General features: G+C 70.6%; 15 protein-coding genes and 1 tRNA gene. 7 read left to right on the plus strand and 9 right to left on the minus strand.

What is annotated here, in order from left to right; genetic code table 11:
* Positions 1-30: 30 nt before the first annotated feature.
* Together ABT345_RS02595 and ABT345_RS02600 are read right to left on the minus strand one after the other, a co-directional pair.
* Entirely contained in the window at positions 31-531 is a 501-nt protein-coding gene (locus ABT345_RS02595) for a VOC family protein (RefSeq protein ID WP_345083755.1), read from the minus strand.
* A gap of 32 nt (positions 532-563) precedes the next feature.
* The gene (locus ABT345_RS02600) at positions 564-1,115 is read right to left on the minus strand and encodes a DoxX family protein (RefSeq protein WP_345083757.1); all 552 of its coding nucleotides are present in this window, start codon (positions 1,113-1,115) and stop codon (positions 564-566) included.
* 1,617 nt (positions 1,116-2,732) lie between these two features.
* Between ABT345_RS02600 and ABT345_RS02605 the strand changes: the two genes are divergently transcribed.
* Complete coding sequence (locus ABT345_RS02605; protein ID WP_345083759.1) at positions 2,733-3,380, plus strand: hypothetical protein; 648 nt, start codon at positions 2,733-2,735, stop codon at positions 3,378-3,380.
* Between the two features lie 178 nt (positions 3,381-3,558).
* Entirely contained in the window at positions 3,559-4,515 is a 957-nt protein-coding gene (locus tag ABT345_RS02610) for a hypothetical protein (RefSeq protein ID WP_345083761.1), read from the plus strand.
* A 348-nt stretch (positions 4,516-4,863) separates the two neighbouring features.
* On the opposite strand, the gene ABT345_RS02615 is transcribed toward ABT345_RS02610, so the two are convergent.
* On the minus strand, positions 4,864-5,268 hold the full coding sequence (locus ABT345_RS02615) for a hypothetical protein (protein WP_345083762.1): 405 nt from the start codon (positions 5,266-5,268) through the stop codon (positions 4,864-4,866).
* A 471-nt stretch (positions 5,269-5,739) separates the two neighbouring features.
* A complete protein-coding gene (locus ABT345_RS02620) occupies positions 5,740-6,147 on the minus strand; it encodes an NUDIX hydrolase (RefSeq protein WP_345085081.1) in 408 nt (135 codons plus the stop codon).
* 109 nt (positions 6,148-6,256) lie between these two features.
* Here ABT345_RS02620 and ABT345_RS02625 point away from each other — a divergent pair, with 109 nt between their 5' ends.
* The gene (locus ABT345_RS02625; RefSeq protein WP_345083764.1) at positions 6,257-7,045 is read left to right on the plus strand and encodes a GntR family transcriptional regulator; all 789 of its coding nucleotides are present in this window, start codon (positions 6,257-6,259) and stop codon (positions 7,043-7,045) included.
* A 207-nt stretch (positions 7,046-7,252) separates the two neighbouring features.
* Here the strand turns inward: ABT345_RS02625 and ABT345_RS02630 are convergent.
* Positions 7,253-7,327 (minus strand) — tRNA-Val (locus ABT345_RS02630).
* A 142-nt stretch (positions 7,328-7,469) separates the two neighbouring features.
* Here ABT345_RS02630 and ABT345_RS02635 point away from each other — a divergent pair.
* From ABT345_RS02635 to ABT345_RS02645, 3 genes are all read left to right on the plus strand, one after another.
* Positions 7,470-8,849 (plus strand): coiled-coil domain-containing protein, encoded by a 1,380-nt coding sequence (locus tag ABT345_RS02635; RefSeq protein WP_345083766.1) that lies wholly within the window; start codon positions 7,470-7,472, stop codon positions 8,847-8,849.
* Positions 8,850-9,179: 330 nt separating this feature from the next.
* Positions 9,180-9,839, plus strand: coding sequence for a DUF4383 domain-containing protein (locus ABT345_RS02640; protein WP_345083767.1), 660 nt, complete (start codon positions 9,180-9,182; stop codon positions 9,837-9,839).
* Between the two features lie 193 nt (positions 9,840-10,032).
* A complete protein-coding gene (locus ABT345_RS02645; RefSeq protein ID WP_345083769.1) occupies positions 10,033-10,245 on the plus strand; it encodes an FmdB family zinc ribbon protein in 213 nt (70 codons plus the stop codon).
* Positions 10,246-10,428: 183 nt separating this feature from the next.
* Here ABT345_RS02645 and ABT345_RS02650 read toward each other — a convergent pair whose 3' ends face one another.
* The 3 genes from ABT345_RS02650 to ABT345_RS02660 all read right to left on the minus strand — a co-directional run bounded on the left by ABT345_RS02650 (position 10,429) and on the right by ABT345_RS02660 (position 15,081).
* Positions 10,429-11,265: an HAD family hydrolase gene (locus ABT345_RS02650; RefSeq protein ID WP_345083771.1), complete on the minus strand. Its 837-nt coding sequence runs from the start codon at positions 11,263-11,265 to the stop codon at positions 10,429-10,431.
* A complete protein-coding gene (locus tag ABT345_RS02655; protein WP_345083773.1) occupies positions 11,265-13,844 on the minus strand; it encodes a phosphoribosyltransferase in 2,580 nt (859 codons plus the stop codon). Before ABT345_RS02655 ends, ABT345_RS02650 begins: the two co-directional genes overlap by 1 nt.
* 64 nt (positions 13,845-13,908) lie before the next feature.
* Positions 13,909-15,081 carry an HpcH/HpaI aldolase/citrate lyase family protein gene (locus tag ABT345_RS02660; RefSeq protein ID WP_345083775.1) on the minus strand — a complete coding sequence of 391 codons (1,173 nt, stop codon included), beginning with the start codon at positions 15,079-15,081 and terminating at the stop codon, positions 13,909-13,911.
* A gap of 195 nt (positions 15,082-15,276) precedes the next feature.
* Between ABT345_RS02660 and ABT345_RS02665 the strand changes: the two genes are divergently transcribed.
* Positions 15,277-16,353, plus strand: coding sequence for a TerD family protein (locus tag ABT345_RS02665; RefSeq protein WP_345083777.1), 1,077 nt, complete (start codon positions 15,277-15,279; stop codon positions 16,351-16,353).
* Between the two features lie 100 nt (positions 16,354-16,453).
* Here the strand turns inward: ABT345_RS02665 and ABT345_RS02670 are convergent, their stop codons facing one another.
* Positions 16,454-17,191 (minus strand): TerD family protein, encoded by a 738-nt coding sequence (locus ABT345_RS02670; RefSeq protein WP_345083779.1) that lies wholly within the window; start codon positions 17,189-17,191, stop codon positions 16,454-16,456.
* Positions 17,192-17,248: the final 57 nt, after the last annotated feature.

A 17,248-nucleotide genomic window follows, 5' to 3' on the forward strand; every position in this document is an offset into this window, starting at 1 on the left:
TGGCGTCCGCAATGGCCAATGGCTAATGGCTCAGGTGGCCTGACCGGCCGCCGCGCCCGTCTCCCGGTCCGGCCCCCAGCGGGCCAGCGCGGCGGCGAGGTCGAGCGGACGCAGCCGGTCCGGTTCGTCCGGGCCCGGCCAGTCCTCCCGGGGCACCCGCCACATGACCTCGAACTCGTTGCCGTCCGGGTCCTTGGCGTACAGCGACTTCGACACCAGGTGATCGCTCTCGCCGACCAGCGCACCGCGCCCGGCCAGCAGCTCCCGCGCCGCGACCAGCTCCCGGAGCGTGCCGACCTCCCAGGCCAGGTGGTAAAGACCCACCCGCCCGGCCTCGGGCCCCGGCGCGCCCTCCCCCACGGCGAACAGCCCCAGATCGTGATCGTTCAGGGACCCGGCCGCGCGGAGGAACGCCACCCGGCCGGGCACCTCGTCGACCGGCGCGAGCCCCAGCGCCTCCTCGTAGAACGCGACGGACACAGCGACGTCCCGCACGTACAGCACCGCATGGTTCAGCCTGCGCACCGGCACCGCAACCGCCTCTCTCCGCACCCGCGGCAACGTCAATTACGCACCAGCAACACGATCCCGGCGAGCACCACACCCAGGAGCAGGGCGAGGGCGCCGTACCGGAGCCGGTGCGAGCGCAGGACGGGAACCCAGCGGTCCAGGGCGTAGCGCCCGGGCCCGGTCAGGGCGAGGCCGGCCGCGCCGAGGGTCAGCAGCAGCTCGTACTCGACGCCCTTGGGCGCGAAGAAGCCGCCGCCCCACTTGACGGCCAGCGCGTTGATCATCGTGCCCACGACTGCGGCAGCGGCCAGCGGCGTGAACAGCCCGACGACCAGCCCGAGCCCGCCCAGCACCTCGCTGAGCCCGGCGATCACGGCCATGGTGTGACCGGCCGGGTAGCCGCTCATCGTGAAGAACTGCCCGGTGCCGTCCAGCCCCGGCCCGTCGAACCAGCCGAACAGCTTCTGCGCCCCGTGCGCGGCCATCGTCAACCCGATGACCAGCCGCAGCACGAGCAGGCCCGCGGCGTAGCCGTGCGGGGACGAGTCGGGATGTTCCGGCGCACCGGCGCGCGCCGTCGAAACGGTACCGAGGGGGGTGGTCATGACGATCCGCTCTTTCGGACGGGGACACGGAGAAGATTTACTTGAAACTTCAAGTCATCGCCTTCGACGATACACAGCGGGCCCTCCGGGGACAAACGGCCCGGCGGGCGGCACCGAAAGCCGGCTCCGGACATGCGGAAGGCCCCCGCAGACTTCCGCGGGGGCCTTCCGAGGGGCCTGAGTGCCAGGCGGGCATCAAGCAGGCCGCTCCGGGTGCCCCGCAGCGGCCCGCCCCTCCCGGGACAGCAACACCCACCCACCGACCAAGGCCAGAACGGCGACCACGGCAAAGGCGACACCACCGAGCCCGAAAAGCGCACGCTGCCACCACACCCACCTCACCCCGGGCGCCACGGCGTTCCCGATCATGACCGGCCCACCGAGCAACACGAAGAAGAGCCCACGCGCATCCCACGACCAGACCGAGCCCCGCCGCCCGTCCCGCCCATACGGCAACACGGCTCGCGCAACCTTCACGGCAAGCCCCACGAACCCACCGCCACTCCACTTCTCCCCCGACACGCCCGGCCCCTCCCCTATGGCGCCCACTCCGCGCCCCGCTGCCGTCACTCCCGAACGTCAAAGGCCCCCGCCACAATCGGCGAGGGGCCTTCTCCCTGGTGGGCACAGACGGATTCGAACCGCCGACATCTGCTTTGTAAGTTCGATCCAGCCTCGACGAAGTGGCTGTTTGCCCTGCACGTGATCGCCGCCTAAGGCTGTCGACGGACGTCACTGTCTGGGACCGTTGATGTCAGCGTTGGATGTCAGCAGAGCAACTCTGGCACCAAGCAAGGCCAGGAAGCCATCCAGCATGTCGACCCAACCCTGCCAAACGTGCTGGCTTGCGCACCTCCAGAGCAACGGACACCCCTCGGCCCTCGCCCCTCCAGCCGTGGAGGACATCACGGCCACGTTCTTTGAGTGAGTGCGCTCACGAAGACCGGCGTCCAGTGGGGCAGCTGGCACACACGAGACACCTGGGTCACTCACCGAATCGGCCAAGTACGAGTACTGACCGGCTCGGACCACGCCACAGCCCTTCCGTCACAACCTTCAGGAATCTAGTCTCAGCCCCAAGGCGACTGACATGTAGGGGCAGCATGACGAACGGGGCGTTGTGAACATACCGACGCTAATGCTACTCGGGGCAGCTGGCGGCTCAGTGCGCGGCGTGATCGATCTATACACCAGCGTGCTTACTTGGCAGGAGGCGCGACGGAGCTTCCGAGCAGAGCCACCCAGCGCAGAGGAGGAGGCCCCACCCTTTTCCCGGTTCTTCGACCCCTTCGCAGACTCGATTGCGATATGCATTCACGTGGCAATGGGGGCCGGCGTCGCCGTACTACTGGGAAGCACCGATCAAATCAGCGGCGCCTACGCCGCGCTCATTTCTGGAATATCTGCACCAGCAATTCTGACTCAGATTGGCCGAATTTCATCCATTTCTGAAGCCTTGGGCGCCACACCGCAGGATGCATCTGGGGACCCACCCGCATCATCAAATCCAGCCCCTCAGATTGCGCCAAACGAGTCGCCGAGAGCCACTCAGTTTAGGGATCCGAAACCTTCCAGCGAAGGGGTTTCACAGCGTTCGGCCGACAGTGGGAGCTCCCTGTGACTTCTCTGCAGGCAATCTTGAAGTCTACCTTGGGAGCAAAGCCACGCCCCAGTGCGAATAAACCCCATCGCGGTCGGGGCTGGTATGAGCTGTCAAAAATTAGAAGAATCGCCGCCGCAACCCTATCAATTCCCGCGCCTGAGGATACGAAGCAGGAAGCCCAGTCCGCAATTCAAAGCCAAGCCTCTGAGACGATTGAGAGCCTTGGCGGACTCACCTCCCCCTTTGTACCACACACGGAATATAGCGAATTGGAAGCCGTATGCGGCGATCTTGACTTAATTCATACGGCACTTTCTGCGGTGATCGCCTCGGAAGAGCAGGCACCCCTGATGGGGGGAATTTTTCTCAATTCTGCCCGCAGATCTGTAGCGCGCCTGAGCAATGGACTGATGGGGCACAAGATAGGAAAAGGGGATTCACTGCGACTGGTGAACCTTATCGGCCACAATCTCGTGGAAGCCGAAAGAGATTTCAATCGCCAGCAAGGAGTGATCGAAAATGAAGAATTCAACAGGAGGATCGAAGAATTGACCGATCTGGTTATCGGCATCTCGGTCCGCGTCGAGGGGCTCCGGCCTCGCATTGCGCACCTATTTGACGATGCAACCGATCGCGCAACACTAACTTCATCTCCTAGCTGATTGGCGAGAATCGGAAGGAATGAGAAACCCAAAGAAGGCGCGCCGCAACAAGGGCTCGAAGGCGAAGACGCGATCAGAATTTGTGAACAGACGGCGCCATGACCCTAATTGGTGGGAGCATCCATCCATAAATTCCGCCCGCGGCGGAACCCCTGAGGCATTGGACTTGCTCAACCGCATGCTGAGCGACCACGAGATGGCATGCCACGCCACCTTTCTGAGCGACCCGATCTTCGGAAAGTCGCTCAGTGAAGATCCTGCTGAGCTGTTACCTATTCTCATGTTCGAGCCAGCCCGGCTTTTCGCCGCGAAGGATACCAAAACTGGTTCCGTTCATGAACTGCGCACCGAAACGCTCGTTAGTGGCGGATTTCGTAGACTATCCGGCCCTGCCTGGGCTGTAGCTACAGTGCCAGGCTGGAGCGTTCAACGGTCCGACAAAACATTAATGCTGAGAGAACCAGACGGCGAAGTCATTGCGCGTGGCGAAACTGAAGTAAATCCATATTGGATCTCAGTCGCCGAGGATCTCGGCTACACCTTCGTACTCCACGGGTACCCTCTGGGGATTCGACTACCGCCAGGTAAAACCGCGGAATCCTATACCCTTACTGAACGATCTGCCGAAATCGGTGTGGCGCGCCAGAATGGCCTTCTAGTAGGCGGCCTAATCGAATGGAAGGGGGAAATGCATGATGCAGTAAACTGGACCTTACTCCCTCGGGGAGCATTCGGAATGCCATTCCCAGTCGCCTACGTCCCCATGTGGAATTTCCTGCCTCACGGCGGACCGCAATCGTTCGGCTTCTCTCAATTCAATTCCGATGGTTATTTGCCAACGGCTCGGGGATTAGTCGCGAACCTAACTGCAACAGATTTAGATTTGGATCGCCCGGATGAATCGAGCTACGCAGATCAAGGTGTTGCCGGATACCGCAATGGCGGATCGTCGCGCGAGCGGCAATTCTTTGAATCGTGGGCTTCGGACATACGTCGCGCAGGCGGCCTGGTCGTAATGGTCGGCATCCGTGAAATGCCAGCGGGTCCCGGAATCGGCTTCGATGCCGTTCGTATAGCAAGGGATGTAGCCAAGGAAGCATGGATAGCCCGCGTTCCGCTCGCTGGTACGCGATAACTCAAGGGCGGCGGAGCGGCTTTGGGCTGGAGCTGCTTTGGGGCGAGTGATCATGGCCCAGTAAGCTGATGGCGCGTCGGGCAGGTTGTGGACCTGCCCGGTAAAGCACGACGTTGGGGCCATGATCGTAGAGGCTCGCCCCAAAGTGGCTGCCTAAAGCCGTGGAGCCGACCGCCCCAGCCACGACGTTCCCCTTCTCTGACCGCAAGCGGCTGGCCGTCGAACCGCGCGGCACGGGCGCCGGCCGAGTTGGAGCGGGGCGGAGACAGGAGCGCAGGCCCGGGCGGGGGCCGGGCCGCGCGCGGGGAGCGGAGCGAGCCGCCTTGAACTCGTAGAGAAGGTTGCTACTCAGTACGGCATGGGGGCCTTCGGGCGGGGCGTGAACGTCTCGGTGCAAGCGGGGAGTTCGGCAGCCGTGCGGTGGGCCAGGTCGAGGAAGAGGACTGGCCGGGCGGTCCACTCGATGCGGGTGTCGCGGTGGCCGACGACGAAGGCGTAGGGCGTGTTGTACGCCAGGGTCTCGATGGCGCTCACGTATCCGCCGGCCATCCACTTCCGGGCGTGCGCCGCGGCTTCGGCTTCGAGCGCCGAGGTGATCGTGCTGAGTGCGACGCGAATCCAGCGGACGGCCTGGACGGCGCTGTCGCCCTCACAAGAAGCGAGCAGTACAGGCGTCTCCCCGGTCGCCGGGCTCTGGGTCCAGCACTCGCACCAGTAGCCGGGGCGAGGTGCGGGCACAGCCGTGGGACTCATTGCGTCCTCCCTGCGGGACTCACGGACAGCGTGTAGTGGACGGCTTCTTCGCGGATCGCGAAGAGGTAGGACTCGCCTCCGGCAAGGGCACGTAGTGCGTCCTCGTGGGCGGTGCTGTCGCTGAGCCAGTAGCGGACCGGTCTCGCCGCCGGGGCATCGAGCTGGTCCGCGATGTCGCGGACTCGGCCACGGAGCCAGCGCAGGGCAAGGCGTGGAGTGGTCGCGGAGCCTAAGCCGAGGCAGATGAAACGGCCCTCGTGGAGCACGTGGGCAACGGCCTCGCACCGGTAGCGAGGGGCGTCGGCAGCGTCATCACCTCGATCGCGGCCGATCCCGCGCAGCGCCCGAAGTCCTCGGCCAACTTTCCCCGGCGAACTTTCGCGTTCCCGCCCAGCAGCTAGGCGACTACTCATATACTCGTGCATACAAGTTCCTTTACGCTGGTGGGCCGCTATGGGCAGTGGGTTAGAGCTAGACGAGTTTGACGCCGTCGTGTGCTCGTACGGCGGGTGGCGATGTGGCGTCGAGGGCGTCCAGGACGCGGATCGCGTACGCCTCGTCGGCGAGTTCGGTGACTTCCTCGCGGGTCGCCCAGCGCAGGGCGCGGGTTTCCTCGCCGGTCGTGGGAGTGCCGTCGAGGGCTTCGCAGCGGAAGACCATGGAGACGATCAAGCCGGTCATGTTCTTGTAGATGCCGGTGAGGGTCGCCGGGAGGGCGATCTTGATGCCGGTCTCTTCGAGGACCTCGCGCTGAAGCGCTTCGGGGATCGTCTCGCCCGGTTCGAGCACGCCACCAGGCGGTTCCCACTGGCCGTTGTCGCGGCGCTGGATGAGCAGAGCCCGGCCCCGGTCGTCGACGATGACTCCGGCGACGCTCACGGAGTGCGGACGCTCGGCGCTCACGGAACTTTCATCCCCTTCGGCTGGCTAGGCTTCCCACCGTAGCAACAGATGTCAGCCGCTCGTCTAGATACCTAAAGGAGTCAACATGCCCGCTCAGGGTACTGCCCTGCTCGGCGCGCTGGACCCCACCAGTGACCGCGCGGTGTTCCGGCAGATCGCCGACCAGCTCCGCGAGGCGATCGACAAGGGCCGGTTCAAGGAGGGCGACAAGTTGCCCTCCGAGACGGAGCTGGTCGAGCACTATGGCGTATCGCGGATGACCGTCCGCAACTCCCTGTCCGTCCTCCAGGGCGAGGGGCTGGTGGTCTCCGAGCACGGCAAGGGTGTTTTCGTCCGGCCGCGTCCGCCGGTGCGGCGGCTGGCCTCGGACCGTTTCGCTCGTCGTCACCGCGAACAAGGCAAGTCCGCGTTCACCGTGGAGGCCGAAGCCGCGGGCAGCCGGCCGGAGGTGGACAGTCTGGAGGTGAAGGAGGAGCGCCCCTCGCAGGACATCGCCACGCGCCTGGGCGGTGCGCGCCGCGTGCTGGCTCGTCGCCGCCGCTATCTGCTAGATGGCCGGCCGGTCGAGTTCGCCACCTCGTACATCCCGCTCGACCTGGCCACCGGCACCCCGATCGCCCAGTCGAACCCGGGCCCCGGCGGCATCTACGCCCGGCTGGAAGAGCTGGGGCACCGCCTCGACCACTTCGACGAGGAGATCCGCGCCCGGATGCCCTCGCCGCAGGAGGTCAAGACGCTCCGGCTGGCGTCCGGTGTCCCGGTCATTCACCTGACCCGCACCGCGCACGACACCGAAGGTCGCGTGGTCGAGGTCTGCGACACCGTGATGGCCGCCGACGCGTACGTCCTCAACTACCAGCTGCCTGCCACCTGATGACGGGGCGGAGGGAACGCTGATGCGCTTCCGCCCCTCCTCCCTCGACTCGTACACACGAGACACCGGGCTCTCGCATAGACGAGTAGCTATCTCTATGTGTCTAGTGATCTTGGTACCCGGGACAGCGGGGCGTCCAGGGTGGGGTTGCCATCAAGTTCTACCGTCAACGCCCCCGTGGAGTGATCTCCACGAGGGCGTTTGGGCTGGTGGGCACAGACGGATTCGAACCGCCGACATCTGCTTTGTAAGAGCAGCGCTCTACCGCTGAGCTATGCGCCCTGGTCGAGGCGACAGACTACCTTGCCGTGCGGGCCGAACTGCAAGCCAGAGGGCATATCGCGAACTTACCGGCCGGTGTGTTCGTTTCTCCCGGGTGGGAGAATGGCAGCCGGTTCCGGGGCGATCCGATCGGGAGAGGGATGTGACGGCGACAGACACGCAGCCGTACGAGCAGCGGGCGCGCCGTCGGGCCCGCGGGGGGCCGTTGCGGGAGGCGGTGGCGTTGGTGCTGCTGCCGTTGCCGCTGCTGGTCGCGGTGGCTCCGGCGGCGTTCGCCGGGGGCGGTACGCGGCGGTGGTTCGGGCGCGGGGACGGGCAGCGGGCCGAGGCGCAGGCCGCGAAGGACGCGGCCGCGGCGGCGTTCTACGAGCTGGACACCGCGCAGCGGGATCTGCGGATCTCGATCGAGACGATCACCGCGGTCGACAACTCGCCGCAGGCCCGGCGGGCGGCCGAGGAGTATCAGGGGTTCATCCGGCGGATCGACGAGGTCAGCCAGGGGTACATCACGGCCGTCGACGCCCATGACCTGGACCGCGACGATCTGGACGGCGCGGCCGCCGGGCGGGCGCGGGCCGATCTGACGCGCGCCCGGGAGGAGCTGGAGCGCACCAAGGCGGATCTGGACCGCTTCGGGCAGGGGCTGGGCCCGCTGCTGGCGGCCGCGGAGACGCAGCTCGCGCGGCTGGCGCCCGCCGTGGAGCGGGCCCGGCAGACGCTGCTCGCGGCGAGCAACGCGCTGGACGCCGTCCGCGCCAAGGGGCTGAAGGCCGATGAGCTGGCGGCCCGGCTGGCGGCGCTCGCGCCGGAGCTGACCAAGCTCAACGAGGGCGCGGGGCGGCACGGCGTCCAGGAGACGATCCGGCGCGCCGACGAGGTGCTGCGCCAGGCCGAGGCGCTGCGGGCGGAGGCCGAGCGGCTGCCGGAGCGGGCGGCGGAGATCGACAAGCGGCTGGTGTCGCTGCGTACCCGTGCGCAGGCGATCTCGACGCGGGCCGGGCAGGTCGATCCGGTCCTGAGCGAGCTGCGGCGGCGGTACAGCACGGCGTGCTGGCAGGACCTCCAGCGCGTCCCCGAGCAGGCGGCACAGTCCGTGGCGCAGGCCACCACGAAGCTGCGCGAGGCCCAGCAGGCGCGGGACGAGCAGCGGTGGGCGGATGCGACGAGCCGGCTGGCGACGGTCCGGGCGCTGCTGGACAGCACGAACGACGCGGTGTCGGCGGCGGGCGAGCGGTTGCAGCGGCTCGACGCGGTCTCCTTCGACCGGCAGCAGGAGATCGACCGCACGCGCTTCGCGGTCCGCGACGCCCAGCGGCTGGCGATGACCGGCCGCAGCACGCCCGACCCCCGCCATGCGCGCCCGTTGGACGACGCGGTCGCCCGGCTGGATCGCGCGGTCGAGGGCCTGGAGGGCCGGCACCCCGACTGGTGGCACTTCCTGACCGAGACGGAGGCGGTACGCGAGACCGCCGCGCGGGTGGTCCGCGAGATCCGCGAGGAGCGGGGCGGCGCCGGGGGCTGAGCGGGGTCCGGGGGGGCAGGGAGCCGGCGGGCGGCGGGGCGCTGTGCCTTCGGACCCGGCGCGGCCGGGTCCGCCCGGCTGCGGGGAGCCGGCGGGGCTGAGGCGGGCCTGGTCGGCAGGGAGCGGTGTGCCTTCGGGCCCGGCGCGGCCGAGTCCCCCGGGGCCCAAGACTCACCCCTCCCCACCAGCCCGGACACCCCCGAGCCCCGCCCCTACCCCATGGCCCCCGTCCCGTCCCCCGCTGCGGTGCGTTGGCGTGACGCAACGCACTGGCGGATGCTGGGAAGCAGCACAAGCCCAGGCGGCACGTACTGCGCGAGGGAGGCGGAGATGGCTGGCACCGGGGCCACCGGAACCATCAGGGTCGGACCGCACGGTCTGCACGGGCCCAGGAATCTGTTCCGCGGGGGCAAGCTGCGTCACACGCGGCTCGACGAGCATCTGCCGGTCGACCACCGGCTCAGCAAGGTCTACCGGATCGGCGCGGGGGTGATGGGGCTGATCCTGCTCGCGTTCGGCATTCTCGGGCTGTTCGACAAGATCGGGTTCTTCGACACCGGTGGCGCGACGGTCGCCGGGCTGAACACCAACGGCGCGCTGAGCGTGCTGTCGATCGTCGTGGGCGTGGTGCTCTTCGGCGGGATGGTCATCGGCGGCAACTTCGCCTCGACGCTCAACACCGTGCTGGGCGTGCTGTTCCTGCTGAGCGGTTTCGTGAACCTGGCGCTGCTGGACACCGGCGCGAACTTCCTCGCGTTCAAGATCCCGAACGTGCTGTTCAGCTTCGTGGTCGGGCTGCTGCTGGCGATCTTCGGCATGTACGGGCGGGTCAGCGGCGGACTGTCGCACGACAACCCGTACTGGCGCGCCCGCCACCCCGAGGCGACTCAACGGCCGACGCCCGCCCCCGGCCCGACGGCCGCCCGGCAGGCGGCGCTGGACCAGCTGCGCAAGGGCGAGGAACCGGACACCGGACGGACCGGGGCCTGACCGCCACCGGCCCGGACGACCTGACGCCGCCGGGTGCCCACCCGGCGGCGTTCCCGTGCCGGGCGAGCGGCGTACCCGTACCGGGCGGGACGGGAACGGTACGGAGCACTGCGGAGCACTGTGGAACACCGCAGGCCACAGCGCGGGACGGCGCGGAGAAGCCTGGCCGGGGGCCCGCGGCTAATCTGTCGCCATGCCTCGTTACGAGTACCGGTGCCGTCCCTGTGATTCCACCTTCGAGCTGAGCCGGCCGATGGCCGAGTCCGCCGCGCCCGCCGTCTGTCCGGTCGGGCACGAGGACACCGTCAAGCTGCTCTCGACCGTCGCCGTCGCCGGTTCCGCCCCGGCGCCCGCGCCCGCCGGCGGCGGGGGCGGCGGCTGCTGCGGGGGCGGCTGCTGCGGCTGAGCCCCCCGCCCGTCGCGGCTCCCGGGACGCGGGTGCGGAAGCGGGTACGGAAGAAGACCCCCGGTGTGATGGAGCTGTCCAGGAACACACCACGCCCGGAGGTCTTCACCTCCTACCGTATCTGCCTCTGACCTGCTCGGATGCACCCGGCCCGAAACCGCTCCCCGGCGCCGGGCCGCACCGTCACACGGGCGTGCCCAGGGCCCCGTCCCCCTCCCGTACCGCCTCGTGGAAGGCGCGGAGGATGCGTTCGCCCGCGGCGGCGCCGCGTTCGGGCAGGGCGGTGACGTGCGGGGCGTCCCAGCCGGTGGCGGCCAGTTCGCCGTGGCCGGGGCGCCAGGCGCGGTCCGCGGCGAGGAGGAGGTCGGCGTCGAGCAGGGAGTCGCCCGCGGAGAGGACCTCGGTGGCGCCGGTGCGGCGGCGGACCTCCGCGACCGCCGCGCTCTTGGTCAGCGGCTTCGGCACCGCGTAGACCTTGCGGCCCTGGAGCGAGACGGACCAGCCGCGGGCGTCCGCCCAGGCGGTCAGCTCCTCGATCCAGCCGTCGGGCAGCAGCGCCCGCTCCACGACGAGATAGGCGAAGAGGTCCTCGGCGGTCCGCTCCCGGAGCAGCCAGGCGGGGTCGGCGGCGCGGACCAGATGGGTGTGGACCTCGTCGAGCGGGGCGCAGCCCTCGGCGAGGCGGGCGGCGACGGTGCGCTGCCAGTCGCGGTCCGCCACGCCGTCCACCAGCAGATGGCCGCCGTTGGCGCAGACCGCGAACCGCGGCGGCGGGCCGGGCAGATGGATGCGCAGGTACTGCTCGCGGGTGCGGGTGGTGGCCGGGACGAAGAGCGCCCGGGTGGCGAGGTCGGTGAGCAGCGCCGCCGCGGTCTCCGTCAGGAAGGAGAGCGGCCGTTTCTCGTAGACCTCGACGCAGAGCAGCCGGGGCGCCTCGGCGTCCGGCATGGTGAGGTCCATGGCCGCCGCCGAGTAGATCAGGGTGCGGTCGAGGTCGCTGGCGACGAGGGTGTGCGTCATCAGGCCACCGTCCGTCCGTCGGCGCCGGTCGCCCCGCGGGTGTAGCGGGGGTGGATCAGCCCGACGCAGGCGTAGGGGAGTTCGCCGACCTCCTCGACGGGGACGCCGCGTTCCTCGGCGAGCAGGCGGACGTGGTCGAGGTCGGGTCCGGCGCCGCTGCGGGCGAGGATCTTCCAGGGCACCCGGCGCAGCAGCACCCGGGTGGTCTCCCCCACGCCGGGCTTGACGAGGTTGATGTCGTCGATGCCGTACTCCTCGCTGATCCGCTCGACGGCGGCCCACCCCTCCCAGGTGGGGCGGCGGTCCTCGGCGGCCAGGCGGGCGGCGTCGGCGGCGACGGCGCCTTCGACCTCGGCGAAGCGGGCGGTGACCGCGTCGAGGAAGGTGCCGGAGAGGTCGGCGCCGGCCAGTTCGCGGTAGAACTTCGCGCCGTGGAAGTCGTCCGGGCCCACCAGGTCGTCGCGCAGGACGGTGCGGGATATCAGGCCGGAGACGGTGGAGTTGAGGCAGGCGGACGGGATGAGGAAGTCGTCGCGGGTGCCGTAGGTGTCGACGCAGCCGCCCGGGTCGGCGAGGACCGCGATGCGCGGGTCGAATCCGGGGAACTCCGCGAGGGCGGCGGTGAGTTCGCGGGTGATGGCGCCCTTGCCCGTCCAGCCGTCGACGAAGACGACCTCGGCCGGGTCGTGGTGGGCGGCGAGCCAGCGCAGGGCGGTGGTGTCGATGCCGCGGCCGCGGACGATGGAGACGGCGTAGTGCGGCAGGTCCAGGCCGTGCGCGTGCTGTGCCCAGCGGCGCATCAGCACGCCGACGGGGGTGCCGGCGCGGGCCAGCGAGACCAGCACCGGCCGGGGCGGCACTCCCGCCGGGCGGCCGCGGCGGCGCGGGAGTTCGGCGAGGACGGTCTCGGTGACGGCGCCGACGGCGCGGGCGATCCGGGCGGCGGAGGTCTCCAGCGCGGTGTGGAAGAGCGCCTGGTAGCGCTCGGAGGGCTGGTACTCGACGGGCAGCGACTCCGCGTAGTGCGCGCCGCCGCTCTGGATGGCCTCCTCGCGCTCCTCAGTCGGCGCCTCCAGCGTCACCTCGGACAGGTCCTGGAGCAGCCAGCCGACCTCCTCGGGGGCGTACGAGGAGAACGCGGGGCCGCGCAGCGGCTCGGGCAGGGGCATGGGCGGGGCCTGTCGGTGCGGTGCGGTGCCCTCGGCGTCTTCGGCGGGCCGCGGGGTGTGGGCGGGGACGACCGCGAGGAGCAGCCGGTCGGTGTGGGCGGCGAGGCGGTCCAGCAGGCCGCCGGGGGCGTGGAGTCCGGGGGTGTCGCCGGGCGAGTCGACGACGGCGACGATCGCATCGAAGCGGCGGGCCGGGTCGGCGCCGGGGGCGACGTTGTAGGCGTGGCGCGGGCCGGGGCCGTCGGCCGGGGTGTCGTGGGCGGGGAAGGTGAGGCGGGTGCGGAGGGCGTAGCCGGGGTCGTCGACGGCGAGGACCGGGGAGCGGGTGGTGGTGGAGAAGAACACCGCGGGGCCGTCGTCCGCGCCGGCGCCGCCCGCGGCCCACGTCTCGGCGGCGCGCTCGGCGTCCAGCGCGCCGAAGCCGCCGGGGGCGCCGAGCCGCGCGTCGAGGGCGTGGGCCAGCCGCAGCGGTGCGTACATCAGCTCCTCGTTGCCGAGGACGAGGACGCGGCGGGCGCCCGCGAGGTGGTCGCGGAGCCGGTCGGCCATGGCGGGCAGCGCCGCGTCGAGCCGGGCGCGGTGGGCGGGGGTGAAGCCGTGGCGGCCGCCGTCCGGCAGCCCGTCCGGCCAGGCCAGATCGACCCGGACGGCGGCGTTCCGCGCCTCGGCGGGCGGCGCTTCGTCCGGGGTGTCGTGGGCGGCGACCAGCTCCTGACCGCGCCGCAGGACGTCGGCGGGCAGCCGTACGCCGCCGGCGGCGAGCGCGAGGAGGTCGACGCGGGCGCCCAGGTCGGCGGCGAACTTCTCCAGGTGGCGGCGGTCGCCCTCGGAGCGCATGTCGACGAGGGCGACGACGACGTACCGCTGCCGGGGGAAGCGGGCGTGCAGCGCCTTGATGGTGTTCAAGACCGTGCGGCCGGTGGAGAACTCGTCGTCGACGAGGACCAGCGGGCCGTCGCCCGCGAGCAGCGCCGGGTCCTCGGGCAGCAGCAGATGGGAGGTGGCGTGGGAGTGCTCCTCCTCGAAGCCGCCGGCGGGGGCGACGCCCGCCACCGGACGGCGGGTGGAGTGCAGATACGGCGCGAGGCCCAGCCCGTCGGCGACGGAGTGGCCGAGTCCGGTGGCCGTCTCGGCGTAGCCGAGGACCACCGCGCGGGCCGCCGCGTCGTCACCGAGCAGCGCGCGGACCCGGCGGCCGAGCCCGACGCCGACGCCGTGCACCACACCGGGCCGCTGCGGCACATGCTTGCCGAGCACATGCGACACGAGCAGATGGGCCCGTTTGGGGTTGCGCCGCAGCGCCAGCCCCAGCAGCCCGGGCAGCTGGTCCCCGCCGCTCAGCGAGACCCCGAGCCGCCGGGCGACCCATTCTCCCGTCCACACCACGCGCTTCTTCTCCTCCGTCGACATCTTGGTGGGTGCGGGCGCCGTGCCGGGCCCGCGGGGCGGCCGTGCCGCCCGTCGTCCGCCGCGGTCAGTCCCGCGGCACGCTCGCGGTGAGCAGTTCCACGAAGCCGACGCCCTCGCGGGCCACCCCGAACGCCTCGGCGCGCAGCAGCGTGCGCTCCGCCCAGGCGCGGTGCGGCTTCACCTCGTTCATCTTGTTGGTGTACGCCGAGCGCAGGACGCCGCCGTCGCCGCGCTCGGGCCGCAGGATGTCGGCGGCGTCGCTGAACTCCTCGTGGCTGACGACGGAGAGGGCGTGCACCGGTGCGACGTGCGAGGGGTGGATGCAGGTCTTGCCCAGCAGGCCGTTGGCGCGGTCGAGTTCGATCTCGCGCAGCAGTCCGTCCATGTCGTGCTCGATCAGCGCCGCCCGCAGCTCCTCGGCGCGGCCCTGGAACGGGCTCTGGCGCAGCTGCGGTTTGAACATCCGCTCGTGCAGCCGGAAGTACTCCCACACCGGCCCGGTCACGGTGAACCCGCTGCCGTCGGCCCGGCCCAGCACATTGACCACGTCGGCGATGACGGAGGCGACGATCTGGACGTCGTAGGCGGTCATGTCGGGCGCGCGGCGCAGTCCGTAGGCGGAGCAGAAGTCGGTGACGCCCAGGCGCAGGGCGAGGACGCGGTCGCGGTGGGCGTCGACGGTCGCGGCGATGCCGGCGAGCGTCGCCCGGCGGCTCTCCAGGTGGAGCAGTTGCGGGGACTCCAGCACCGGCATCGCGAAGAGCCGCTGTCCGCAGGCGGTTTCGGTGGCGCGCAGCGTCTCCAGGAACGCGGCGCCGCGCTCGGCGGTGAACTTCGGCACCACGAAGCCGGAGAGGCGGCGCACCGCGGGCCCCATCCGCCGTGCGAGGTCGGCTATCTGCTCGGGGGTGCGGACGCGGATGAAGAGGAGGGGGAGGTCGGCGCCGTCCTCGGCCGCCGCGTCGAGCAGCGCGAACTGCCGGACGAGGTTGTCCTCCCCGGCCACCACCTCGGCGTCGCTGATGGAGTCCTCCAGGCAGAGGACCATCGAGACGACGCCGCGCCCGGTCTGCTTGCGGATGTCGTCGGCGAGCCGGGGCCGGGTGGCGGGACTGTAGAGCGTGGCGCCGAGCGCGGTCGCGAGGGTGCGGGCGGGCGAGGCGGCGGTGAACTCCACCGGCTCCCGATGGAACAACTTCTTCCGGATGTCGGGCCCAAGATGCCCAAAATGCCGCATACAACTCCCCGTATACAGGCGCGAACCGGGCATACCCGCTGCGTCATGACCTCTGGATCCAGCCGATAATCGTACGTGCGAGGGGTGACGGAAAGTTCCCTCGGGCGGGAAATCGCCCCGGTACGCCCGTCCCGCGCACCCACCGGTCCGGGCCCCGCGTTGTCCGCCCGGCCCCGGGGAAGGCAGGATTGCGCTATGACGCACGCCATGCTGAAAGGGTCGAACGTACCCGTGGACACCACGGCCGTACGCGCCGTCCTGCGGTGGACACCCGGCGCGGGCGTCCCGGACGTCGATGCCTCGGCGCTGCTGGTCGGGCCCGACGGACGCGTGCGCTCCGACGAGGACTTCGTCTTCTACAACCAGCCGCAGCACCCCGGCTGCGGCGTCCGTCACCTGGCCAAGACCCAGGTCGGCGAGAGCCTGACCGACAGCCTGGAGGCGGACCTCACCACCCTCGACGCCTCCGTCGACCGCGTCGTCCTCACCGCCTCCGCCGACGGCGGCACCTTCGGCGGCGTGCCGGACCTGCGGGTCCTGCTGTACGACGCGGCGGGCGGCGACGGCGAACCGCTGCTGCTCTTCGACATCGCGCCCGACACCGGCGACGAGACGGCCCTGATCTGCGGCGAGCTGTACCGGCGCGCCGGCGGCTGGAAGTTCCGCGCCCTGGGCCAGGGGTACGACAGCGGACTGCTCGGCCTGGCCACGGAGTTCGGCATCGCGGTCGAGGAGGACGCCGAGGGCCACACCCCCGAGCCGTCCGCCGCACCGGCGCCGCAGCCCACCGCCCCGCCGCTTCCGGACGGCCCGCCGGCGGCGGTCGGCGCCGACGCCCCGGTGGTCCCGCCGCCCTCCGCCTGGCCCGAGGAGGCGGCCGCCCCGCCGATCGCCGCGGCGGGCGGCGGAGCGGGCGACGGCCGCCCCGCGTCCGACCCCGACGCCGCGACCCAGCACGTCCCGGATCCGGCCCAGCTCCCCGACGCCTTCCCCCTCGCCCCGCCGCAGAGCTCCCCGGCGACCGGCGGCTACGGCTATCCGCAGCACGTCCCGCCGCCGCCCGCCCAGCCCCCGGCCCAGCCCCCGGCCCAGCCCGCCTACGGCTACCCGGGCCCGCCGCCGCACCAGCAGCCGGGCCCGCCGCCCTACCAGCCGCAGCCCGCGTACGGCTATCCGCAGCAGCCCCCGGCCTACGGCTACCCGCAGCAGCCGCCCGCGCCGGAGCCGACGTTCGTCCTGCCGCCGCAGGGGCCGCAGTTCCAGCGCCGCTGAGAGCGCGGCGCCACGGAGCGGGCCGCTCCACGGCACAGGCGCGCGCCGGGGCGCGGCGGACGGCGGACGGGCCCGGCGCGGCGGCCGGCCGGGCCGGGGCTCACGCCTTCGACTTGTAGCCCCGGCCCCACTGGAGCCCCCAGCCGTAGAGCCGGTCCAGCTCCGCCTGGAAGCCGTAGACGTACTTCACCTCGCGGCGCACCGTCAGCTCGCCCTTGGTGTTCTCCAGCGTGAAGATCGCGCAGGACCGGGCCTGCGGTGCCCGCTCGTTGAGCGGGATCTCCACCCGCGGCCCGGTGGTCGGGAAGAGCGTGACCACCGCGTGCGTACGGTCGAAGGCGGGCGTGCCGTCGTAGATGTAGACGAAGATCAGCAGCCGCTTGATCTCATCGCTCTGGTCCAGGTTGATGTACAGCGTCTCGCCGGACCCCGAACCGAACCGGTCGTCGCCGCTGAGCTGCACATACGGCGGGGAATTCAGCTCACCCAGGAAGTCGCCCAGCGGCTGCACCACGCCCTTGGTGCCGTCCTTCAGCTCGTACATGCAGGCCAGGTCGAGGTCGATCTGGACGACCGCCGGGCCCTGCGACTGCACCACCTCGGGTGTGAAGATCCGGCTCGGGTGCCGCAACATGGAGCGCAGGCTCCGGGTGTTCCGCTCCCCCAGATCCGTGGTCCGCATCTGCCAGTGCAGATTGACCCGCATATGGCCGTGGTCCGCGCCCTGCTTGCTGAGCGAGACCACCGGTTTCCGCTTCGTCAGCTCGACGACGTACGACCCGCCGCCGTTGTCGAACGCCGGCGCGCCACCGCGCCAGAAGTTCCCGAGGAACGACACTTGCCCACCCCACTGCTCGGACCGATGACAACGGGGCGGCCCGAGGTCCGCACCCCG

Source organism: Streptomyces sp. NPDC000404 (assembly GCF_040300365.1).
GTDB classification, from domain to species: Bacteria; Actinomycetota; Actinomycetes; order Streptomycetales; family Streptomycetaceae; genus Streptomyces; species Streptomyces ramulosus.